The organism is Streptomyces sp. SID5464 (assembly GCF_009862985.1).
In the GTDB taxonomy this organism is placed as follows: domain Bacteria; phylum Actinomycetota; class Actinomycetes; order Streptomycetales; family Streptomycetaceae; genus Streptomyces; species Streptomyces chartreusis_D.
Genome location: NZ_WWIQ01000049.1, coordinates 142,648 through 163,767, shown reverse-complemented (window position 1 = coordinate 163,767; position 21,120 = coordinate 142,648). Strand labels below are relative to the sequence as shown.

Annotated in this window: 18 protein-coding genes; 7 read left to right on the top strand and 11 right to left on the bottom strand. The window is 71.7% G+C overall.

The features are described from left to right. Nucleotides 1–78: 78 nt before the first annotated feature. Together GTY47_RS23810 and GTY47_RS23805 are read right to left on the bottom strand one after the other, a co-directional pair. Nucleotides 79–1,716: a VWA domain-containing protein gene (locus GTY47_RS23810; RefSeq protein ID WP_010046891.1), complete on the bottom strand. Its 1,638-nt coding sequence runs from the start codon at nucleotides 1,714–1,716 to the stop codon at nucleotides 79–81. Nucleotides 1,717–1,730: 14 nt separating this feature from the next. Further along, nucleotides 1,731–2,888: an AAA family ATPase gene (locus GTY47_RS23805; RefSeq protein ID WP_050810326.1), complete on the bottom strand. Its 1,158-nt coding sequence runs from the start codon at nucleotides 2,886–2,888 to the stop codon at nucleotides 1,731–1,733. Between the two features lie 226 nt (nucleotides 2,889–3,114). Between GTY47_RS23805 and GTY47_RS23800 the strand changes: the two genes are divergently transcribed. Further along, nucleotides 3,115–3,939 carry a prolyl oligopeptidase family serine peptidase gene (locus GTY47_RS23800; RefSeq protein WP_010046889.1) on the top strand — a complete coding sequence of 275 codons (825 nt, stop codon included), beginning with the start codon at nucleotides 3,115–3,117 and terminating at the stop codon, nucleotides 3,937–3,939. A 75-nt stretch (nucleotides 3,940–4,014) separates the two neighbouring features. Next, the gene (locus GTY47_RS23795) at nucleotides 4,015–4,518 is read left to right on the top strand and encodes a GNAT family N-acetyltransferase (RefSeq protein ID WP_010046888.1); all 504 of its coding nucleotides are present in this window, start codon (nucleotides 4,015–4,017) and stop codon (nucleotides 4,516–4,518) included. Between the two features lie 185 nt (nucleotides 4,519–4,703). On the opposite strand, the gene rbsD is transcribed toward GTY47_RS23795, so the two are convergent. The 5 genes from rbsD to GTY47_RS23770 all read right to left on the bottom strand — a co-directional run bounded on the left by rbsD (nucleotide 4,704) and on the right by GTY47_RS23770 (nucleotide 10,603). Next, on the bottom strand, nucleotides 4,704–5,093 hold the full coding sequence (gene rbsD, locus GTY47_RS23790) for a D-ribose pyranase (protein ID WP_010046887.1): 390 nt from the start codon (nucleotides 5,091–5,093) through the stop codon (nucleotides 4,704–4,706). After that, nucleotides 5,090–5,992: a ribokinase gene (locus GTY47_RS23785; RefSeq protein WP_010046885.1), complete on the bottom strand. Its 903-nt coding sequence runs from the start codon at nucleotides 5,990–5,992 to the stop codon at nucleotides 5,090–5,092. The genes rbsD and GTY47_RS23785 overlap by 4 nt, the downstream gene beginning before the upstream one ends. A 75-nt stretch (nucleotides 5,993–6,067) precedes the next feature. After that, entirely contained in the window at nucleotides 6,068–8,017 is a 1,950-nt protein-coding gene (locus GTY47_RS23780; protein WP_010046883.1) for a substrate-binding domain-containing protein, read from the bottom strand. Continuing rightward, nucleotides 8,007–9,539, bottom strand: a complete 1,533-nt coding sequence (locus GTY47_RS23775) for a sugar ABC transporter ATP-binding protein (protein ID WP_010046880.1) — start codon at nucleotides 9,537–9,539, stop codon at nucleotides 8,007–8,009. Before GTY47_RS23775 ends, GTY47_RS23780 begins: the two co-directional genes overlap by 11 nt. Then, entirely contained in the window at nucleotides 9,536–10,603 is a 1,068-nt protein-coding gene (locus GTY47_RS23770; protein WP_010046876.1) for a LacI family DNA-binding transcriptional regulator, read from the bottom strand. The genes GTY47_RS23775 and GTY47_RS23770 overlap by 4 nt, the downstream gene beginning before the upstream one ends. A gap of 225 nt (nucleotides 10,604–10,828) precedes the next feature. Between GTY47_RS23770 and GTY47_RS23765 the strand changes: the two genes are divergently transcribed. Then, complete coding sequence (locus GTY47_RS23765) at nucleotides 10,829–11,194, top strand: hypothetical protein (RefSeq protein ID WP_010046874.1); 366 nt, start codon at nucleotides 10,829–10,831, stop codon at nucleotides 11,192–11,194. 153 nt (nucleotides 11,195–11,347) lie between these two features. Further along, nucleotides 11,348–11,998, top strand: coding sequence for a dihydrofolate reductase family protein (locus GTY47_RS23760; RefSeq protein WP_010046871.1), 651 nt, complete (start codon nucleotides 11,348–11,350; stop codon nucleotides 11,996–11,998). A 20-nt stretch (nucleotides 11,999–12,018) separates the two neighbouring features. Here GTY47_RS23760 and GTY47_RS23755 read toward each other — a convergent pair whose 3' ends face one another. Then, nucleotides 12,019–12,822 (bottom strand): MBL fold metallo-hydrolase, encoded by an 804-nt coding sequence (locus GTY47_RS23755; RefSeq protein ID WP_010046870.1) that lies wholly within the window; start codon nucleotides 12,820–12,822, stop codon nucleotides 12,019–12,021. A gap of 77 nt (nucleotides 12,823–12,899) precedes the next feature. Here GTY47_RS23755 and GTY47_RS23750 point away from each other — a divergent pair, with 77 nt between their 5' ends. Further along, nucleotides 12,900–13,502, top strand: coding sequence for an ABATE domain-containing protein (locus GTY47_RS23750; protein ID WP_102514868.1), 603 nt, complete (start codon nucleotides 12,900–12,902; stop codon nucleotides 13,500–13,502). A gap of 4 nt (nucleotides 13,503–13,506) precedes the next feature. Here the strand turns inward: GTY47_RS23750 and GTY47_RS23745 are convergent, their stop codons facing one another. After that, nucleotides 13,507–13,875: a DUF4345 family protein gene (locus GTY47_RS23745; RefSeq protein WP_010046866.1), complete on the bottom strand. Its 369-nt coding sequence runs from the start codon at nucleotides 13,873–13,875 to the stop codon at nucleotides 13,507–13,509. Nucleotides 13,876–13,935: 60 nt separating this feature from the next. After that, the gene (locus GTY47_RS23740; protein ID WP_010046858.1) at nucleotides 13,936–14,319 is read right to left on the bottom strand and encodes a hypothetical protein; all 384 of its coding nucleotides are present in this window, start codon (nucleotides 14,317–14,319) and stop codon (nucleotides 13,936–13,938) included. 146 nt (nucleotides 14,320–14,465) lie between these two features. Between GTY47_RS23740 and GTY47_RS23735 the strand changes: the two genes are divergently transcribed. After that, nucleotides 14,466–16,742, top strand: a complete 2,277-nt coding sequence (locus GTY47_RS23735) for an ATP-dependent RecD-like DNA helicase (protein ID WP_010046857.1) — start codon at nucleotides 14,466–14,468, stop codon at nucleotides 16,740–16,742. A 178-nt stretch (nucleotides 16,743–16,920) separates the two neighbouring features. Further along, nucleotides 16,921–18,210 carry a citrate synthase gene (locus tag GTY47_RS23730; RefSeq protein ID WP_010046855.1) on the top strand — a complete coding sequence of 430 codons (1,290 nt, stop codon included), beginning with the start codon at nucleotides 16,921–16,923 and terminating at the stop codon, nucleotides 18,208–18,210. Between the two features lie 618 nt (nucleotides 18,211–18,828). Here GTY47_RS23730 and GTY47_RS23725 read toward each other — a convergent pair. After that, nucleotides 18,829–21,069, bottom strand: a complete 2,241-nt coding sequence (locus GTY47_RS23725; RefSeq protein ID WP_010046851.1) for a heavy metal translocating P-type ATPase — start codon at nucleotides 21,067–21,069, stop codon at nucleotides 18,829–18,831. Between the last annotated feature and the right edge of the window lie 51 nt (nucleotides 21,070–21,120).

The following is a 21,120-nucleotide window of genomic DNA, read 5'->3' as shown; positions in this document are numbered from 1 at the left end:
CCACCCCCGACCGGGACTCGGCACAGGCGGCTCGGCCGCATCGAGGCAGCCCTGATCGCTCGGCAACCGCCCGGGCGGTCAGATCACGCGGAACAGATCGGCGGCGGCGTGGACGTCGGTGAGGTCCTCGACGGAGCGGAGGTTGTCGCACAGCGCCTCCAGCACCGAGCCGGCCTCGCCGACGCGCGGGGCACCGACGACCACGCCGAACACCCGGAAGCCGAGCCGGTGCTTGGCGTCGTTCCAGCCGCGCATCCACTCCTCGGTGACACCGCAGTCGTCGTCGGTGATCATCACGATGTCGCCGCGCCTGCGGGCGGTGTCGCCGAACTCGTCCGCCAGCAGCTCGCCGGCCGCTGACAGCGGCGTCTGGTAGCTGGTGCCGCCGCCCAGGAAGGTCTCCGCGAAGTCCAGGACCCGGCCCGTGCCGGCGGACCGGCCGGCCGGGAAGCGGAAGACCTGGATCCTGCCGGGCGCGGAGAACAGGATGCCGACGAAGTCACGCCCCGACTCGCGGGCCTGGTCCAGCAGCGCCAGTGCGCACCCCTTGGCCCACGCCTCCCGGGTGATCCCGCCGGGCCCGGCCTCGTACATCGAGTGCGAGGTGTCCACGCACGCGATGATCGCGCCCCGGCCGGTGGCCTGCTCCCCCTGGCTGTCGTAGAGCATCAGCTCCCCGGCGGCGTAGCGCACGGCGAACACCGCACGCAGCTCGGGCACCCCGAGGCCCGCCAACTCGGAGGGGATGACCCGGGAGAGGTCGTCGCCGAGCGTGACGCCGACCAGTTCGCCGGCGGCGTTCTCCACCCTGCGGGCGCGCTCGCCCCTGGCCATCTGCCGGAAGCGGCCGATCAGCTCGGCCCACTCCGCGAGCCGGCCTGTGCGCAGCCGCTCGGCGAGCCGGGCGCGCTGGTCGAACGGCATCCGTTCCAGCTCGCCCGGGCCGACGCCCCACGCCCGCAGCAGCGCGGACTCCTGCCGCACGGCCTCGGCGGCCTGCGCCGCCGCGTTCCGCGCACCGGCCCGGACGGCGGCGGCCGACGTCCCGAGGGCCCGGGCGGCGTCCTGGGCGGCCTGCCGTGCGGCGGCCGCGGCGGCTTCGGCGGTCCGGACCGCCCGTCGTACGGCGTCGGCGGCCGGAGCCGGCACGGTGCCGTCCTGGCCGGCCTCCTCGGCGGCCTGCCGCAGCGCCTCGGCCGCGACGGACGCCGCCTCTTCGGCGTCCTGCTGCCCCTGCCCCGCCCGCCCGGCCTGTTCCCGGGCCTGCCGGGTGCGCTCCAGCAGCCCCCGCAGCGCGGCGGCCTGGGCGAGTACGGCCATGGCGGCGGCGTAGGGGTCACCCGCCGTCTCCCGGCGCAGCTCGGTGAACCCGGGTGACTCCACCAGCGCGGTGACGACCTGGTGGTCGACCAGCCGGGACGGATCCATCTCGGCGGGCTCGCGCAACCGCGGGCCGGCCTTGTAGGCCGCCAGGAACACGTCGGTCAGGAGGTCCGTGGCGTGGTCGTGGCGCGCCTCCAGCTCCCGGGCCAGCTCGCGCAGCGCGGCCGACTGCTCGTAGGTGTCGCGCCAGGTCATCCGGTCGAACCGGTCCGCGACCACGGCCGCCGTGTGCCGCCCCAAAACGGCGGAGGACAGCCCCAGCCACTTCCCGGCCAGGCTCGCCAGTTCGTTCAGTCCGTCCAGTTCGTCCGGCCCGCTCGAAGCCCCGTCCATGGTCACCCCGGCGTTCAGAGCTGCGCCTGCACCATGCTCGCGTCCATGCCGAGGGCCTCGGTGAGGACCCGGGCGCGGACGGCGCGCTGGCGGCCGGTGACCCGGTCGATGGCGGCGGTGGAGCGGCCGGCGCTCACCGCCTCCTCGCGCAGCTTCTCCAGCCGCTTGCCCGCCGTGGCGAGCTTGTTGTGGGCCTTCTTGATGACCCAGTCGCTCAGCGCCTCGCGGGACTGCCCGGCCATGGCGTCGAGCTGCGCTTCCAGTTCGTCGATGGCGTCGGCCAGGTCGAGCGCCTCCTTGGCGTCGGGGTTGACCAGGTGCAGCACCTCGCGCTCGACGGTGGGGCGGTCGGCGGGGGAGTCCCACAGCACGTGCGTCAGCATCGACAGGTCGGTCTCGTCGACCGCCGGGCGCCCGTCGAGGTACGCGGAGGCCTGGAGCAGCCCCACCGCCTGCCGCCAGCGGCGGTCGGAGGCGACGAGTTCCCTGCGGCGCAGGGCGGAGCGCAGCGTGCACACCGCGTCCACGATCGCGTCCGGGACGTCCACGGCCGGGACGGCCTCGGTCACGGCGTGCTGCAGCGCGGCCAGTTCGACGGTGGTCCTGGCCGGCGCCGCCGGCCGCCGGACGGCGGACCGTACGAGCTCGGCGAAGTTCGAGGGGTTCTCCAGGTACCCGACCTCGATCCGCACCAGCAGCCGGTCGTAGATCGCCGCCGCGTCGTCCTCGCTCGGCAGTTCGTTGCTCGCCGTGATGGCCCCGATCAGGGGGCAGCGGATCGGCTCGCCGCCGTTCTCGGGGTGGTAGATCCGCTCGTTGAGGTAGCCCAGCGTCTCGTTCAGCGCCGCCGTGGAGCACTTGAAGATCTCGTCGATGAACGCGACGTGCGCGGTGGTGGCGCGGCCGTCGTAGACCTGGCGGTACTCGCCCCGGGCGAGCGCGGCGACGTCGATGGGACCGAACATCCTCGTCGGCGCGGTGAACTTCGACAGCAGGATCTCCCAGTAGGCCGCGCCGTCGATCCGGCCCGTGAGCTCCCGCGCCATCTCGGACTTCGCCGTCCCGGGCGGACCGAGCAATAGCGAGTGCTGCCCGGCCAGCAGCGCCACGACCAGCGTCCGCACGACGTCGGCCCGCTCGTAGAACCGCTCCGACATCTCGTCGCCGATCATCCGCAGCTTCTTGGCGGTGTCCTCCGCGTCCACGTTCAACTCCTCGCCTGCGCGCCCCTGCCGGGCTGCCGGGACGGCCCGTCCCCCCAAAGCTATGCCGAAGTGGCAGGCGGCCGACGGTGATTACGGCGGGCCGGACGCCTCTGCCCTGGGCAGAAGCAGGGCCGTCGCCTCCGTCGAGCCGTCTACGCTCGCCCTCCCCGACCCGAGGGAGACAGGGAGAGTCATGGAGACGATCACCGGTACCGCGGCCGGAGTTCCGTTCACCGCGCTCCCGCCGGCCGGAGCTGCCGACGGTCCCGCGCCGTTGCTCGTGACCTGGCACATGCTGGACGCGCCGCGCACGGACGCGGCGTTCGCGGCCGCCCTGCCCATGACCGGGGTGCCCGCCTGGCGGATCCACCTGGGCATGCCGATGTGTGGCGCGCGGATGGTCGACGGCCGTGTCGACGCCGCCCTCCGACGTGCCCGCGAGGACGCGCTGTTGTCCTTCCTGGCCCCGTTCGCCCGTCAGGCCGCCGACGAGTTCCCGGCCGCGCTCGCCGCGCTGCGCGAGCAACTGCCCGTCGACGACGGGCCGGTCGGTCTCCTCGGCGCCTCGCTCGGCGGAGCCGTGGCGTTGCGGGTGCTCACCACGCGGCGGATTCCGGTCCGGGCGGTCGCCCTGGTCAACCCCGCCGTGCGGATACGCTCCGCCGTCGAACGCGTCCAGGACCTCACCGGACAGGTGTACCGGTGGACCGAGGAGTCCCGTGGGGCCGCCGACGAACTGGACTTCGTCGCCCGTGCCGGAGACCTCACCGCCCACCCGCCGCTGCTGCTCGTCAGCGGGGAGCGCGACCACCCGGAGTTCCGCACGGACGCCGCCGCCCTGGTCGACGCACTGCGCGAGCGGTACGCGCGCCCGGACGAGGTCGAGCTGATCACCGTGCCGGACCTGGCGCACCCGCTGGCCGCCGAACCCGGCCTGGAACCGGCTCCGCAGCTGCCTGCCGCCCGGGCCGTCGACGACGTCCTGACGCGGTGGTTCCGCCGGCGACTCAGCCGCTGAGGACGAGCCGCTCGAAGGGCGACGGCCGGCAAATGGATTGCGGCCCCGCTGCCCGCGCCGCTAGCGTCGCCGCCCGTGCCCCCGAGCCTGCGAACGCCCCGCCTCCTCCTCGACGCCTACACCCCAAAGGACGAAGAGGCCTTCGTCGCCCTCTTCCAGGACACCCGGGTCTCCCGGTGGATGGGTGACGGCCCGGCGGCGGAGGCTGACGACCGTGCCCTGTTCGGACGGATCTTCACCAAGGTGTACGCCCAGGACCTGTTCGACGTGTGGGCGGTCCGGCGCGGTGGGCGACTGGTCGGGCATGCGGAGATCAAGCGGACGGACGTCGTCGACGGTCACGAGATCGTCTATGCCCTGGCCCCGGAGGCCTGGGGCAGTGGGCTCGGGACGGAGCTGGCGGAGGCGCTCGTCGGGTACGGCTTCGACACGCTCGGGCTGACCGAGGTGCACGCCACCGTCGCCGCGCAGAACGAGGCCTCGCTGCGCCTGCTCGGCCGGATCGGGTTCGCGCACGTCAGGGACGTCGAGGAGGACGACGGCGGCCTCACCCGCGTGCTGACCCGGCCCGCGCGGTGATCTTTCCGAAAATCCGGCAAGAATTTCTTACTCCGCCGTGCAACCCTTTCCGCCCTGTGCGGGTCGTACTTGGTGTCAGGACTTCTGGAGGGGGATCCGGGGGGATCGCGGGGGTTCCTGACGGGAGGGGAAAAGCCGAGGGGGCCCGGTCGACGGACCGGGCCCCCTCGAAACCTTTCCGGGCTTCAGAAGAAGACACCGCACCTCAGCAGCACGTTCGCGTACGGCCGTGCCTCACCCGTGCGGACGATCAGCCGGGCCCCGGCCGACAGCTCCTTGAGCCGCTCGTGCGACACCAGCTCCAGCGACGGGAAGTGCCCGGCCAGGAGTTCCGAAGCCTCCCGGTTCGCTTCCCGTACCTCCGTCGCCGCCGTCGCCCCCTCGACGACCAGCTCCGCCAGCAGCCCCTCCAGCACCTCCGCGAACGCCGGTACCCCGGCCCGGAAGGCCAGGTCGACCAACCGCGGGCCGTCGGGTACGGGCATGCCCGCGTCGCACACCAGCACCCCGTCGCCATGGCCCAGCTCGGCCAGCGCACCGGCGAGGTGACGGTTCAGTATTCCGGCCTTCTTCACTGCGCAGCGACCTCCGCCGCCGTGGGGAAGGACGCCTGCGCGCCCTCCTTCGTCACGGTCACCGCCCCGACCCGTGCCGCGTAGGCGGCCGCCTCCGCGAGGGACTCACCGGCCCCCAGCCGGAACGCCAGCGCGGCGGTGAACGCGTCACCCGCGCCGGTCGTGTCCACCGCGCTCACCTTCACGGACGGCACCCGGGAGACGCCCTCCGCGGAGGCGACCAGCGCGCCCTGAGCGCCCAGCGTCACCACCACCGACCGCGGCCCCTTCGCGAGCAGGATCCGCGCCCAGTCCTCCGGGCTGTCCCCGACCGCGGCCGAGCCCAGGATCACCTTCGCCTCGTGCTCGTTGACGATCAGCGGATCGCACGCCGCCAGCACCTCCTGCGGAAGAGGCCGCGGCGGCGAGGGGTTCAGCACGAAACGGCTCTCCGGCGCCAGGTTCCGTACGACCTCCACCACCGTCTCCAGCGGGATCTCCAACTGCGCCGACACCACCCGGGAGCCCTGGAAGAGGCACCCTGCGGCGCTGACGTCCTCCGGGGCCAGCCGGCCGTTCGCACCCGGCGAGACGACGATGCTGTTGTCCCCGGACGGGTCGACCGTGATCAGCGCGACCCCGGTCGGCGCGCCGCCCACCAGGACACCCACCGTGTCCACGCCGGCCGAGCGCTGCGAGTCCAGCAGCAGCCGGCCGTACGCGTCGTCGCCGACCCGGGCCAGCAGCGCCGTACGGGCTCCGAGCCGGGCGGCCGCGACCGCCTGGTTCGCGCCCTTGCCGCCCGGGTGGACGGCCAGGTCGGAGCCGAGCACGGTCTCGCCGGCACCGGGCCGGCGCTCGACACCGATCACGAGGTCGGCGTTGGCCGACCCCACGACCAGGAGGTCGTAGTCGTACATGAGTTGTCTCCCCACGTGAGTGACATGGGCGGGCGGCCCCACCAACGGTGGACGACCGCCCGCCGTTCCCCGAGGTCAGCCGCTGAACCCGGCCACGTTCTCCTTCGTGACCACCTTCACCGGCACCTTCACCGTCTCCTCGACCTTCTTGCCCTGGAGGGCCTTCAGCGCGTTGTCCACGGCGATCTTCCCGAGCTGGGACGGCTGCTGCGCCACGGACGCGTACAGCGTGCCGCCCTCGACCGCCTTCAGTCCGTCAGGCGTGCCGTCGAAGCCGACCACGGAGACCGACGTGCCGGCCTTGGAGCCCAGGGCCTTGATCGCGCCGAGCGCCATCTCGTCGTTGGCGGCGATGACGCCCTGGACGTCCGGGTGGGCCTGGAGCAGGTTCGACATCACGTCGAGGCCCTTGGTGCGGTCGAAGTCGGCGGGCTGCTGGGCGACGACCTGGATGCCCGGGTAGGCCTTGAGGCCGTTCGCGAAGCCCTGGGCGCGCTCGCGGGCGGCGGAGGTGCCGGCCTGCCCCTGGAGGATCACGATCTTGCCCTTGCCGCCCAGCCTGTCGGCGATGGTCTTGGCGGCGAGTTCACCGCCGGTGACGTTGTCGGAGGCGACGAGGGTGTCCGTCCTGGCGTTGTTCACGCCGCGGTCGACGGCGATGACCGGGATCTTCGCCTTGTCGGCGGCCTTCACGGAGTTGCTCGCCGCGTCCGAGTCGACCGGGTTGACGATGATCGCGCCGAGCCCGGAACTGGTGAAGTTCTGGAGCTGGTTGGCCTGCTGCGAGGCGTCGTTCTGGGCGTCCGTGACGGTCAGGTCCACGCCCAGCTTCTTCGCCTCGGCCTGGGCGCCCGCCCGGATCTGCACGAAGAAGGGGTTGTTGAGGGTGGACAGCGACAGGCCCATCTTCGGGGTGCTCGCGGCGGAGGAGCCGTTGTGCAGGAAGGACGTGGCGCCGACGATCGCGACGGTGACGACGGCCGCGAGCGCGTAGGTCGCCGCCTGCCTGCCCTTGTCGCCGCCGGTGCCGGCCGCGACCGGGGTGGCCCCGGCCTTGCGGCGCGCGGTGTCGAGCAGCACGGCCAGCGCGATGACGACGCCGATGACGACCTGCTGCCAGAACGCCGACACGTTCAGCAGGTTGAGCCCGTTGCGCAGCACGGCCAGGATCAGCGCGCCGATGAGTGTGCCGGACGCCTTGCCGGTGCCGCCCGCGAGGGAGGCGCCGCCGATGACGACCGCGGCGATCGCGTCCAGCTCGTAGCCGTCGGCGGCCTGCGGCTGCGCGGAGGACAGCCGGGCGGCGAGGACGACACCGGCGACGGCGGCGAAGACGCCCGAGAACGCGTAGATCGCGAGCTTCTGCTTCTTCACGCGCAGCCCGGACAGCCGCGCGGCCTCCTCGTTGCCGCCGATCGCGTACATCGAGCGGCCGATGTACGTCCGGCCGAGCACGAACGCGGCGATCAGGCCCATCACGACCATGACGAGCACCGGCACCGGCAGCCATCCGCCGAGTGTGTCGCCGAGGTGGGAGACCGAGTCGGGGAAGGCGATCGGGGAGCCCTCGGAGATGACGAGGGACAGGCCGCGGGCCACCGACAGCATCGCCAGCGTCGCGATGAACGGCGGCAGCTTGCCGTAGGAGATCAGGATGCCGTTGACCAGGCCGCACGCGATGCCGGTCGCTATGGCGAGCAGGACGGCGAGGAACACGGGGACGCCCGCCGACGTGGCGCTCCACGCGAGGACCGTGGCCGACAGCGCGGCGACCGAGCCGACCGACAGGTCGATGCCCGCCGAGACGATCACGAAGGTGACGCCGAAGGCGAGGATGGCGGTCACGGCCGCCTGGACGCCGACGTTGAGGAGGTTGTCCGTCGTCAGGAAGTCGCCGGACAGCGCCGACATCGCGATGACGAGGACGATGAGCGCGGTGAGCGCGCCGTTGTCGAGCAGGAGACGGCGCAGGCCGCCCGAGGCGCCACCCGCGCCCGTCGTGCTCTTGAGCGTGTCAGTGGCCACGGGAGGCCTCCGTTCCGGTCGTGGTCGTTGCGGTGGGGGTACTGACGGCGAGTGCCATCACGGCGTCCTGGGTCGCCTCGTCGGCGGAGAGTTCGCCGGCGATCCGGCCCTGCGCCATCACCAGCACCCGGTCGCTCATGCCGAGCACCTCGGGAAGGTCGCTGGAGATCATCAGGACGGCCGCGCCGGCGGCGGTGAGTTCGTTGACGAGCTGGTAGATCTCGACCTTGGCGCCGACGTCGATGCCGCGCGTCGGCTCGTCGAGGATCAGCACCTTGGTGTCGGCGAGCAGCCACTTGCCGATGACGACCTTCTGCTGGTTGCCGCCGGACAGCGTGCGCACGTGCTGGCCGAGGCCCGCCATCCGCACCCCGAGCTGGCCCGCGATCCGCTCGGCGGCCTCGCGCTGCCCCTTGAGGTCGACGAGCCCGGCGCGGGTGGCCGACCGCAGCGTCACCAGCCCGAGGTTCTCCTCGACCGACGCGTCCAGCACCAGGCCCTGGCCCTTGCGGTCCTCGGGGATGAGCCCGATGCCCGCGGTCATCGCCGCGTTGACGTCGTACTTGGGGACGGTGGAACCGGCGACCTTCACGGCCCCCTTGTCGTAGGGGTCCGCCCCGAACACGGCCCGTACGACCTCCGTACGGCCGGCGCCGACCAGCCCCGCGATGCCGACCACCTCACCGGCGTGCACCTCGAAGCTGACGTCGTGGAAGACGCCGTCCCGGGTCAGCCCTTCGACGGTGAGCAACGCGGCGCCCCTGTCGGCCCGTTCGCGCGGGTACTGCTGCTCGATGGAGCGCCCCACCATGAGCCGTACGAGCTCGTCCTCGGGGGTGGAGGCCGGGACCTGCCCGACGCTCCTGCCGTCCCGGACGACCGTCACCCGGTCGCCCAGGGCGGCGATCTCCTCCAGGTGGTGCGTGATGAACACGATCCCGACGCCGTCCTCGCGCAGCGTGCGCACGATCGCGAAGAGCTTGTCGACCTCCTCGGAGGTGAGCACGGCCGTCGGCTCGTCCATGATCAGCACGCGCGCGTCGAGGCTGAGCGCCTTGGCGATCTCGACCATCTGCAGGCGCGCGATGCCGAGTTCGCGGACACGCGCGCGGGGCGACACGTTCACCCCGACGCGCGCGAGGAGGACCTCGGCGTCGGCCTCCATCCGCTTCCGGTCGATCATCCCGAAGCGGCGCGGCTGCCGCCCCAGGAAGATGTTCTCGGCGACCGTCAGATCCGGAACGAGGTTGAACTCCTGGTAGATGGTGGCGATCCCGAGCCGCTCGGAGTCCTGCGCACCCTGGATGCGCACCTCCTCGCCGCCGACCAGGATCCGCCCGGCGTCGGGTGTGTAGGCGCCGGAGAGCATCTTGATGAGGGTGCTCTTGCCCGCGCCGTTCTCACCGAGCAGCACGTGCACCTCGCCCCGGCGCAGGTCGAAGTCCACGCCGTCCAGCGCGACCACACCCGGGAAGGTCTTCCGTATGCCCTCGATGCGCAGCAACTCGTCCGCGTTGCTCACGACTGGCTCCTGTTCTCTGCGGGGTGCTGCACAGCGGGGGCCTGTGCAGGGTCCGGCTCGGGGGAGGCCGGATACGGCTCGCCGCACGAGCGGCGCACGACGAGCCGGGCGGGAAGGGTGACGGACTCGCCGGGCCGCCCCTCGATCCGGTCGACCAGAGCGCGCACGGCGGCACGCCCCAGCTCACCGGTCGGCTGGGCGATCGCGGTGACCGGCGGATCGGTGTGCACGAACCACGGGATGTCGTCGAACGCGGCCAGCGCGATGTCGTCCGGCACGCGCAGGCCACGCGCGCGTACGGCGTCCAGCGCGCCGAGCGCCATCAGGTTGTCGGCCGCGAACACGGCCTCGGGCGGCTCGGCCAGGTCGAGGAACCCCTCGGTGACCCGGCGCCCGCTGCCGGCCTGGAAGTCGCCCTGCCCTATGTAGGCGTCGGGCAGGGCGAGGCCGTACGCGCCCAGGGCTTCCCGGAAGGCCTCGACACGTTCCCGCCCGGTGGTGGTGGCGGCGGGACCCGCGATGATCGCGACCCGCCGGTGCCCGAGCCCGTGCAGATGCGCCACGAGATCCCGGACGGCGGCCCGGCCGTCCGCCCGGACCACCGGCACGTCCACGCCCGGGATCCACCGGTCCACGAACACCATGGGCGTCCCCGCCCGCGCGGCGTCCAGCATCAGCGGCGAGCCGCCGTCCGTGGGGGAGACGAGCAGCCCGTCGATCCGCCGGTCCAGCAGGTTGCGTACGTGGTGGTCCTGGAGGTCGGGCCGCTCGTCGGCGTTGCCGATGATGACGCTGTAGCCGAGCGCGCGGGCCTCCTCCTCGACGGAGCGGGCCAGTTCGGTGAAGTAGGGGTTCAGTACGTCACTGATGACCAGGCCGAGGGTGTGGGTCTGGTCGGTGCGCAGAGAGCGGGCGACGGCGTTCGGGCGGTAGCCCAGGGACTCGACGGCGGCCAGCACGCGCCTGCGTGCGTCGGCGCTGACCGACGGGTGGTCGTTCAGGACGCGCGAGACCGTGGCGACGGATACGCCTGCCTCGGCAGCGACGTCCTTGATGCTGGCCACCGCCGCTCCACCTCCTTGTGGATCAGTCGTGGGAGCGCACATGGCGCAGCGCTCGTGGAATCGATTACATCGACGGGTGGATGGAATCGATTACACGCCGGTAAATCAAGCCCCCGAGGGCACCTCTTGACCGGATCGTGATGTCGCGGGCGGCTCCCCGGCGGTTCAGGGTGGAGGGAGGAGGTCCGTTGTCGCGAGGCCCGGCCGGGCCGGAGCGGAGGAGTCATGACGGCGGCGACCCGGAACGACGTACCCGTTGCCCTTGAGGGCAACGGCGTGGAACTGCGCCTCATGCCGATCGGGGGCGGCATGTCGGTGGGCTACGTCAGCCTGCCCCAGGGCACGGACATGGGCCCGGCCCTCAAGGGGCAGCCCGACGACGCGTGCCAGTGCCCCCACTGGGGCTATCTGCTCAAGGGCCGGATCAGGATGCGCACGGCTTCCGGTGAGGAGGAGTACGAGGCGGGACAGGCGTACTACTGGGGCCCCGGGCACGTCCCGGTCGCCCTGGAGGACAGCGAGTTCGTGGAGTTCTCCCCGAGTGAGGACTTCCAGCAGGTGATCGATCACGTGGTCGCGCAGGCCGGGTGAGCGGGAGGGCCGACGGCCGGTGAGCCGGAGAACCGGCGGGCGGTGGTCGCGGGGAGCCGACCGCCGGTGAGCCGAGGGAGAACGCCGGGCCGCCGATGAGTTTCGCCGGCCCGGGCGGTCTGTCCCCTCGTCGACCACCACAGGAGGAGCGCCGTGCCCCAGCAGCTACTGCGAGTGCAGAACTTCAACGTCTCCAGTGACGGATTCGGTGCCGGTGAGCACCAGAGTTTGGAGCGGCCCTTCGGCCACGCCGACCCGGGGCAGATGTTCGCCTGGGCCGGCGCCACCGCGAGCTGGCCCAACCGCACCGACCCCGGCGGCAGCCGCGGTCTCGACGACTACCTCACTCGTGACTTCACGAACAACATCGGCGCCGAGATCATGGGCCGCAACAAGTTCAGCCCGCAGCGCGGCCCCTGGCAGGACCACGAGTGGAAGGGCTGGTGGGGCGACGAGCCGCCGTTCCACACGCCGGTGTTCGTGATGACCCACCACGAGCGTCCGTCGTTCACCCTCTCCGACACCACGTTCCACTTCGTCGGCGGCGACCCGGCCGAGGTCCTGGAGCAGGCGCGCAAGGCGGCCGAGGGCAAGGACGTCCGGCTGGGCGGCGGGGCGACCACCATCCGGGAGTTCCTCGACGCCGACCTGGTGGACACACTGCATGTGGCGGTCTCGCCCGGCGTGGTGCTCGGATCGGGATCACGGCTGTGGGAGTCCCCCGAGGAGCTGTTCGACCGCTTCCACTGCGATGTGGTGCCCAGTCCCAGCGGGGTGATCCATCACCTGTTCTGGAGGAAGTGACGGCTTCCGGTGACGGAAGGTCAGGCGCCCTTGCCCCAGTCCAGGCGGTCGGCGAGCCCGGCTGCGGTGAAGGCGGCTTCCAGCTCCTCGCGGCCTTCGGTGAAGTGGGCCCAGCTGTCGTAGTGCACGGGGACGACGCGGCGGGCGCCGAGGATCCGCGCGGCCTCCGCCGCCATGGCGCTGTCCAGCACGATGACCTGGTTGTCGAAGAGGACGGGGAAGCGGGGAGCACCGGCGAAGAGGACGGCGGTGTCGACGGGGCCGAAGCGGCCGGCGATCTCGCGGACCGCTTCGAGGGAGGCGTTGTCGCCGCTGACGTAGGCGGTGGGCAGGCCCTCGCCGGTCAGGACGAAGCCGACGACCTGGCCGGTGACCGGCTCGACCTCCTCGCGGGGGCCGGGGCCGTGCAGGGCGGGCACGCCGGTCACGGTGACCGTGCCCCCGTCGGGGCGGTCCAGCTCGATCGACTCCCAGTCGGCCAGGCCCCTGGCCCTGTCTCCCAGGCTCTCGCGCAGCCGCTCGCCGCCGCCGGGCGTGGTCAGGGTCAGGGGTATGCCGGCGAGCAGGGCCCGGCCGGAGACGTCGAGGTTGTCGGGGTGCTCGTCGTGGGAGAGCAGCACCACGTCGATGCGGCCGAGGTCGGCGGGGGTGGTGGCGGAGGGCGCGGTCTTGGTCAGGAACCGGGCGTCACCGCGGGCGTAGTCGCCGGGGGCGTCGAAGGTGGGGTCGGTCAGGAAGCGCAGGCCGCCGTACTCGAAGAGGGCGGTCGGGCCACCGAGGACGCGGACGGGGAAGGGCGCGGTCGGCGCAGGAAGGGCAGACATCGAGAACCTCACGGATAGATACCATCGAACCGTGAGATGACCGTAGCCGCTCCTCACGGATAAAGGCAAGCCGTACCATGAGAAGCATGGAGGAGCCCGTGATCGAACAGCCCGCCCCGCCGCCCGCACAGGGAGAGGAGGAGCACCCCTCCCTCGCCCTCGCCAACAGCGCGATCGCCCTGCCCGGCGGGCGCACGGTCGATTTCCTGGGCACGCCCGCACAGGCGAACCACTGGCTGACACAGCGCGGCCTCGCCCCGGTCGACGCCGGCATGCGGGAGATGTGCGCGACCCAGCTGCGTTCCCTGCGCGAACAGATCAGGTCGCTGTTCGCCTCCCGTGCCGAAGGCCTGCCCGCCCACCCCGCGGCCGTGACGGCCGTCAACGACGCGATGACCCGGGTCCCCACCGCCCCGCTGCTGCGGTGGGACGACAGGACCGGCCCCTACCGCACCGCCCCCCACCCCACCACCGCGATCGTCGACCTCGCCCTGGCCACCCTCGCCGCCGACGCCGCCGACCTGCTCACTTCTCCCGACGCCGACCGCCTCACCGCCTGCGGCTCCCCGCCCTGCAACCGCTACCTGCTCCGCCACGGCCGCCGCCACTGGTGCTCCACCCGCTGCGGCGACCGCGCCCGCGCGGCCCGCGCCTACGCCCGCCGCAGCGGCTCGGGATGACCCGCTACGCACAGCTGATCAGCAGAGCGGCGCCCAGGATCTCGACCCAGAAGTAGAACCAGGACGGAAAGAACGCCGACGGGCGCTCCACCGCACGGGATACCAGCCGCCCGAACGCCATCCCCGCCAGCGACACCGCCACCGTGAGAACCACCCCCGACCGCAGATCACCGGAAGCGCCGAGGGCCGCCCAGGCGAGCAACGCACCGACGGCGACCCCGAACCCGCCGTAGACGGCGCGGACTTCACTGCGCGCTTCCGGGACGGACAGCTCGATGCCGAAGGGGCGGATGAGCGCGCCGGGAGCGACAAGCCCGAAGAGCCCCATACCCAGGAAGAACAGCGCGGCGGCGCTTATGCAGAGGAAGGACATGGGGGTGAGCGTGCGCGGGTGAGCGCAGGTCCTCAATTACGTCCCTGGTAATGGCCCGGCTCACGCCCTGTGCGCGGGCCGGGCTGGACGGGGATGCGGGGGACGGAGCCGTAGCGGCGGGTGCGGCGGGCGCACTGCTCGCGGCACATGGCCGTCGGCCAGGTCCTCGGAGAGGCCGACGAGGGCGTCGGTGAGGATGATGGCGTCCGCTGCCGTCCGTGACGCCACCGCCGCCTCCGGTACGACTGAGGCGATCGCGTCCGGTTCGGCAGGCAGGCCCGCGACCCGCATCATCGGCGAGGCAGCGCGCAGCGCGAACGGGGTGGTGACCAGGCTGTAGCGTCGCCACTCCTGCCACGTGGCGAACCGGCGCCCCTGGACGTCCAGGCGCAGCTGCTCGAACCGGGTGTGCGTGAAACCCGGTGGCAGGTTCCACCTGAGCATGGTGTGGATCAGCGCCTGCCGACCAGATCTTGATCACGCCCGGCTGGACGATCACCGCGGACCGAAGTGCTGCCGAACTCACCATCGGTCGATATGACATGGCCGCCCCCGCTTCGGCTGTCACACCCCGGCGGTACGGTCGGATCATGCCCAACCAGACGGGAACCCCCGCCGGCGAACGGCGGCTCGCCGTGCTCGAAGGCGTTCTGGAGCGGATCACGTACGCCAACGAGGAGAACGGCTACACGGTCGCCCGGGTCGACACCGGCAGAGGCGGCGGCGATCTGCTCACGGTCGTGGGCGCGCTGCTCGGTGCCCAGGTGGGGGAGTCGCTGCGCATGGAGGGCCGCTGGGGCTCGCACCCCCAGTACGGCAAGCAGTTCCACGTGGAGAACTACACGACCGTCCTGCCGGCCACGGTCCAGGGCATCCGCCGCTACCTCGGCTCCGGCCTGGTCAAGGGCATCGGCCCGGTCTTCGCGGACCGCATCACGCAGCACTTCGGCCTGGACACCCTCCAGATCATCGAGGAGGAGCCCAAGCGGCTCATCGAGGTCCCGGGCCTCGGGCCCAAGCGGACGAAGAAGATCGCCGACGCCTGGGAGGAACAGAAGGCCATCAAGGAGGTCATGCTCTTCCTCCAGACCGTCGAGGTGTCCACGTCCATCGCCGTGCGCATCTACAAGAAGTACGGCGACGCGTCCATCTCCGTCGTGAAGAACCAGCCCTACCGCCTCGCCGCCGACGTCTGGGGCATCGGCTTCCTCACCGCCGACAAGATCGCCCAGTCCGTCGGCATCCCGCACGACAGCCCGGAGCGCGTCAAGGCGGGCCTGCAGTACGCGCTGTCGCAGTCCACCGACCAGGGCCACTGCTTCCTCCCGGAGGAGCAGCTGATCAAGGACGCGGTCAAGCTCCTCCAGGTCGACACGGGCCTGGTCATCGAGTGCCTCGCCGAGCTGGCCGAACCCGCGCAGGAGGGCGAGGACCCCGGCGTCGTCCGGGAGAAGGTCCCGGGGCCTGACGGCGGCGAGCCCGTCACCGCGATCTACCTCGTGCCCTTCCACCGCGCCGAACTCTCCCTCTCCGCCCAGCTGCTGCGCCTGCTGCGCACCGAGGAGGACCGGATGCCGGGCTTTCGGGAAGTGGCCTGGGACAAGGCGCTCGGCTGGCTCAAGGGCCGTACGGGCGCCGACCTCGCCCCGGAGCAGGAGGCCGCCGTCAGGCTCGCGCTGACCGAGAAGGTCGCCGTCCTCACCGGCGGTCCCGGCTGCGGCAAGTCCTTCACGGTCCGTTCGATCGTGGAGCTGGCCCGCGCCAAGAAGGCGAAGGTCGTGCTCGCCGCCCCGACCGGCCGGGCCGCCAAGCGCCTGTCCGAGCTCACCGGCGCCGAGGCCTCCACGGTGCACCGCCTGCTGGAGCTGAAACCCGGCGGCGACGCGGCCTACGACCGGGACCGCCCGCTGGACGCCGACCTGGTGGTGGTCGACGAGGCGTCCATGCTGGACCTGCTCCTCGCCAACAAGCTGGTGAAGGCCGTCCCCCCGGGAGCCCATCTGCTGTTCGTCGGGGACGTGGACCAGCTGCCCAGCGTCGGTGCGGGCGAGGTGCTGCGCGACCTCCTGGCCGACGGGAGCCCGATCCCCGCCGTCCGCCTCACCCGGGTCTTCCGGCAGGCCCAGCAGTCGGGCGTGGTGACGAACGCGCACCGGATCAACGCCGGCCAACACCCGCTCACCGACGGCATGAAGGACTTCTTCCTCTTCGTCGAGGACGACACGGAAGCGGCCGGCCGGCTCACGGTCGATGTGGCGGCCCGCCGCATCCCGGCCAAGTTCGGACTGGACCCGCGCCGGGACGTCCAGGTCCTCGCCCCCATGCACCGGGGCCCGGCGGGCGCGGGCACCCTCAACGGCCTGCTCCAGCAGGCCGTCACCCCGGGTCGCCCCGACCTGCCCGAGAAGAGACTCGGCGGACGGGTGTTCCGCGTCGGCGACAAGGTCACCCAGATTCGCAACAATTACGAGAAGGGCAAGAACGGCGTCTTCAACGGCACCGTCGGCGTGGTCACCTCGCTCGACCCGGTCGACCAGCGCCTGACGGTGCTGACGGACGAGGACGAGGAGGTCCCCTACGAGTTCGACGAGCTCGACGAGCTGGCTCACGCCTACGCCGTGACCATCCACCGTTCCCAGGGCAGCGAGTACCCGGCGGTCGTCATCCCGGTCACCACCGGCGCCTGGATGATGCTCCAGCGGAACCTGCTCTACACGGCGGTCACCCGGGCCAAGCAGCTGGTCGTCCTCGTCGGTTCGCGCAGGGCGATCGGCCAGGCGGTGCGCTCCGTTTCGGCGGGCCGCCGGTGCACGGCACTCGACTTCCGGCTCGGTTCGCAGAAAAATGATCGATCAAATGAGTCGTGAAGGTCACAGAGCACTTCCAGATGGGGAACACAGGGGGCAGGATGAGGAAGTTGGCGGCACTCAGTGCCGTCAATAGGCCCGATGGTCGACCCCGAGTGCACTCTCCTGAGCCGAGTGGGGGATGGTAGAGACAGTCAGGGCACCTCGAAGAAGAGGCACAACGTCGGTGAGGGATGACGTGAGCGACAACTCTGTAGTACTGCGGTACGGCGACGGCGAGTACACCTACCCGGTGATCGACAGCACCGTCGGTGACAAGGGCTTCGACATCGGCAAGCTCCGCGCCCAGACCGGTCTGGTGACGCTGGACAGCGGTTACGGCAATACCGCCGCCTACAAATCCGCCATTACCTACCTGGACGGCGAAGCGGGCATCCTGCGGTACCGCGGCTACCCGATCGAGCAGCTGGCCGAGCGCTCCACCTTCCTGGAGGTCGCCTATCTGCTGATCAACGGCGAGCTGCCGACCGTCGACGAGCTCTCGACGTTCAAGAACGACATCACGCAGCACACCCTGCTGCACGAGGACGTCAAGAACTTCTACAAGGGCTTCCCGCGCGACGCGCACCCGATGGCCATGCTGTCCTCGGTCGTCTCGGCGCTGTCCACGTTCTACCAGGACAGCCACAACCCCTTCGACGAGCGTCAGCGCAACCTCTCCACGATCCGCCTGCTCGCCAAGCTCCCGACGATCGCGGCGTACGCGTACAAGAAGTCGATCGGCCACCCGTTCGTCTACCCGCGCAACGACCTGGGCTACGTCGAGAACTTCCTCCGCATGACCTTCTCGGTCCCCGCGCAGGAGTACGACCTCGACCCGATCGTGGTCTCCGCCCTCGACAAGCTGCTGATCCTGCACGCGGACCACGAGCAGAACTGTTCGACCTCCACGGTCCGCCTGGTCGGCTCCTCGCAGGCGAACATGTTCGCCTCGATCTCCGCCGGCATCAACGCCCTGTGGGGCCCGCTGCACGGCGGCGCCAACCAGTCCGTGCTGGAGATGCTGGAGGGCATCCGCGACTCCGGCGGCGACGTCGACAACTTCATCCGCAAGGTGAAGAACAAGGAGGACGGCGTCCGCCTGATGGGCTTCGGCCACCGGGTCTACAAGAACTTCGACCCGCGCGCCAAGATCATTAAGGCCGCCGCGCACGACGTGCTGTCCGCCCTCGGCAAGTCCGACGAGCTGCTGGACATCGCGCTGAAGCTGGAGGAGCACGCGCTCTCCGACGACTACTTCGTCTCGCGCAGCCTCTACCCGAACGTGGACTTCTACACCGGCCTGATCTACCGGGCCATGGGCTTCCCGACCGAGATGTTCACGGTCCTGTTCGCCCTCGGCCGGCTGCCGGGCTGGATCGCCCAGTGGCACGAGATGATCAAGGAGCCGGGCTCCCGCATCGGCCGCCCGCGCCAGATCTACACGGGCGTCGTCGAGCGCGACTTCGTGCCCGTCGAGGAGCGCTGAGGCGCCAGCCCGTTCGAGCCCCCGTATCCGACTGCCGGATGCGGGGGCTTTCGGGTCACCACGGGCGCGGATTTCGGGTATCCGCGCGCACATAAAGAAGGCGCCCTGGAGCGCCGGTCCCCCCACGGGCCGACGGCCAGGGCGCCTTCCCAGTCCCGGTTCGGATTCCCCCCACGGGATCCGGCCGGGCGTCTGTGAGGACAGCGCCTGAATCGCTGTTGAGCACAACGAGCAGAACTCGCCGTACTGCGGTGTGCGGTCTGCCGGGACAGCGCACGACCGGGAGGGCCGCTCAAAGCTTCCCGGTGTACGTGCCCCGGCAACGCATCTCTGGAGAAGTCCCCCAAGACATCTCCAGATGCCAGGTGGCGCCCCCCAAGACGCTCCCTGACATCGTCAACTTAGACCTTCGAACTCCTTCGATGGTTACGTTCACATCACTGTGATCTGCGTCTCTTGCGTATGTCCGGTAGATACGCAAGAGCCCGGATATACCGTCCGGGGCTCTAGCGTAAGGATGATGCGCGAGCCTTGTGAAGAGCTTATGTGAGCCGGGCCCGGGACTCCAGAGGGGCTCATATCGCGTTCGCCGCGAACTTAGGGCGAATTCGGGGGACTTCACCGGAATGTCCGAAGTCGGAGACTGTTCGTGACGACGAAGACCGACGAGAAGGCCATCGCGGCCCCGGCGATCATCGGGTTCAGCAGTCCCGCGGCGGCCAGCGGCAGCGCGGCCACGTTGTAGCCGAAGGCCCAGACGAGGTTGCCCTTGATCGTGGCCAGCGTCCGGCGGGACAGCCGGATCGCGTCCGCGGCCACCCGCAGATCGCCGCGCACCAGCGTCAGGTCGCCCGCCTCGATCGCCGCGTCCGTGCCGGTGCCCATGGCCAGGCCCAGATCGGCGGTGGCGAGCGCGGCCGCGTCGTTGACGCCGTCGCCCACCATGGCGACGACCCGCCCCTCGGCCCGCAGCCGCCGTACGGCGTCGACCTTGTCCTCGGGCAGGACCTCCGCGATCACCCGGTCGATCCCGACGGCCTCGGCCACCGCTTCGGCCACCGCCCGGTTGTCCCCGGTCAGCAGCACCGGAGTGAGCCCCAGCGCGCGCAGCTCGCGAACCGCCTCCGCGCTGGTCTCCTTGACCGCGTCCGCCACGGCCAGGACGGCCTTCGCCGTCCCGTCCCAGCCGGCCAGGACGGCCGTACGGCCGGCCCGCTCGGCCTCGTCCCGCGCGCGGGCCAGCTCCGGCGGTACGTCGTCGAAGAGCCGTCCCACGGCGACCTCACGGCCCTCCACGCGCCCCCGTACGCCCCGCCCGGGGACGTTCTCGAAGCTCTCGACGTCCGGGAGCTGTCCGGCCCTCTCCGCGGCACCCAGCGCGATCGCACGGGCCACGGGGTGCTCGGAGGCGTGCTCGACGGCGCCCGCGAGCCGCAGCACCTCCTTCTCGTCGGCGCCCTCGGCGACATGGACCTCCTGGAGGGTCATCCGGCCCGTGGTGACCGTGCCGGTCTTGTCCAGGACGACCGTGTCGATCCGGCGCGTGGACTCCAGGACCTCCGGGCCCTTGATGAGGATGCCGAGCTGGGCGCCGCGGCCCGTGCCGACCATCAGCGCGGTCGGGGTGGCCAGGCCCAGTGCGCACGGGCAGGCGATGATCAGGACGGCGACGGCGGCGGTGAACGCGGCGACGCCGTCGCCGGTCAGCCCGAGCCACGCCCCGGCCGTGGCGGCGGCGATCAGCAGGACCGCCGGCACGAAGACCCCGGCGATCCGGTCGGCGAGCCGCTGCACCTCGGCCTTGCCGTTCTGCGCGTCCTCCACCAGTTTCGCCATCCGCGCGAGCTGGGTGTCGGCACCGATCCGGGTGGCCTGGACGACGAGCCGGCCGCCCGCGTTGACCGTCGCGCCGGTGACCGCGTCCCCGGCCGTCACGTCCACCGGCACGGACTCGCCGGTCAGCATCGAGGCGTCCACCGCCGAGGCGCCCTCGACGACCGTGCCGTCGGTGGCGATCTTCTCGCCGGGCCGTACGACGAACCGGTCGCCGACGGCCAGCCGCTGCGCCGGGATCCGCACCTCGCGCCCGTCCCGCAGCACGGCCACCTCCTTGGCGCCCAGTTCCATCAGCGCCTTGAGGGCCGCTCCCGCACGGCGCTTGGACCGGGCCTCCAGGTAGCGGCCCAGCAGGATGAAGGCCGTGACGCCGGAGGCGACCTCCAGGTAGATCGAGGAGGCGCCGTCGCCGCGCGAGACCGTGAGCTCGAAGGGGTGCCGCATGCCGGGCATGCCCGCGTCGCCGAGGAACAGCGCCCACAGGGACCAGCCGAACGCGGCCAGCGTGCCGAGGGAGACCAGCGTGTCCATGGTGGCGGCGCCGTGCCGGGCGTTCGTCCGGGCCGCCCTGTGGAACGGCAGCCCGCCCCAGACGACGACCGGTGCGGCGAGGGTGAGCGAGAGCCACTGCCAGTTGTCGAACTGCAGCGCGGGGACCATCGCGAGCAGGACGACCGGGACGGCGAGGACGGTGGAGACGGTGAGGCGCCGGCGGAGGGCCGACAGCTCGGGGTCCTCCTGCTCGACGGCGGAGGCCTCCTCCCGCACCGGCGCGGGCTCCTCGGCGGTGTACCCGGTCTTCACCACGGTCGCGATCAGGTCGGCGACCTCGGTGCCCGCCGGGTAGGTGACCCGGGCCTTCTCCGTCGCGTAGTTCACCGTGGCGGTGACGCCGTCCATGCGGTTGAGCTTCTTCTCGACGCGGGCCGCGCAGGAGGCGCAGGTCATCCCGCCGATGAGCAGCTCGACCTCGGCGAGCGCCGGCTCGCGGTCGGCCGGCGCCTTGGCGGTGGTGCTGGTCATGTCCGTACTCCAGGAGGTGCGGGGCGCCCGGGAAGCGGGACGGGCCGTACG

Coding starts and splice junctions, on each gene's coding strand:
- GTY47_RS23740 (WP_010046858.1), bottom strand. CDS start 14,319: ATGCTCAGGTGGAACCTGCCACCGGGTTTCACGCACACCCGGTTCGAG.
- GTY47_RS23750 (WP_102514868.1), top strand. CDS start 12,900: ATGAGAAGCATGGAGGAGCCCGTGATCGAACAGCCCGCCCCGCCGCCC.
- GTY47_RS23725 (WP_010046851.1), bottom strand. CDS start 21,069: ATGACCAGCACCACCGCCAAGGCGCCGGCCGACCGCGAGCCGGCGCTC.
- GTY47_RS23765 (WP_010046874.1), top strand. CDS start 10,829: ATGACGGCGGCGACCCGGAACGACGTACCCGTTGCCCTTGAGGGCAAC.
- GTY47_RS23785 (WP_010046885.1), bottom strand. CDS start 5,992: ATGTACGACTACGACCTCCTGGTCGTGGGGTCGGCCAACGCCGACCTC.
- GTY47_RS23810 (WP_010046891.1), bottom strand. CDS start 1,716: ATGGACGGGGCTTCGAGCGGGCCGGACGAACTGGACGGACTGAACGAA.
- GTY47_RS23755 (WP_010046870.1), bottom strand. CDS start 12,822: ATGTCTGCCCTTCCTGCGCCGACCGCGCCCTTCCCCGTCCGCGTCCTC.
- GTY47_RS23745 (WP_010046866.1), bottom strand. CDS start 13,875: ATGTCCTTCCTCTGCATAAGCGCCGCCGCGCTGTTCTTCCTGGGTATG.
- GTY47_RS23800 (WP_010046889.1), top strand. CDS start 3,115: ATGGAGACGATCACCGGTACCGCGGCCGGAGTTCCGTTCACCGCGCTC.
- GTY47_RS23805 (WP_050810326.1), bottom strand. CDS start 2,888: ATGATCGGCGACGAGATGTCGGAGCGGTTCTACGAGCGGGCCGACGTC.
- GTY47_RS23735 (WP_010046857.1), top strand. CDS start 14,466: ATGCCCAACCAGACGGGAACCCCCGCCGGCGAACGGCGGCTCGCCGTG.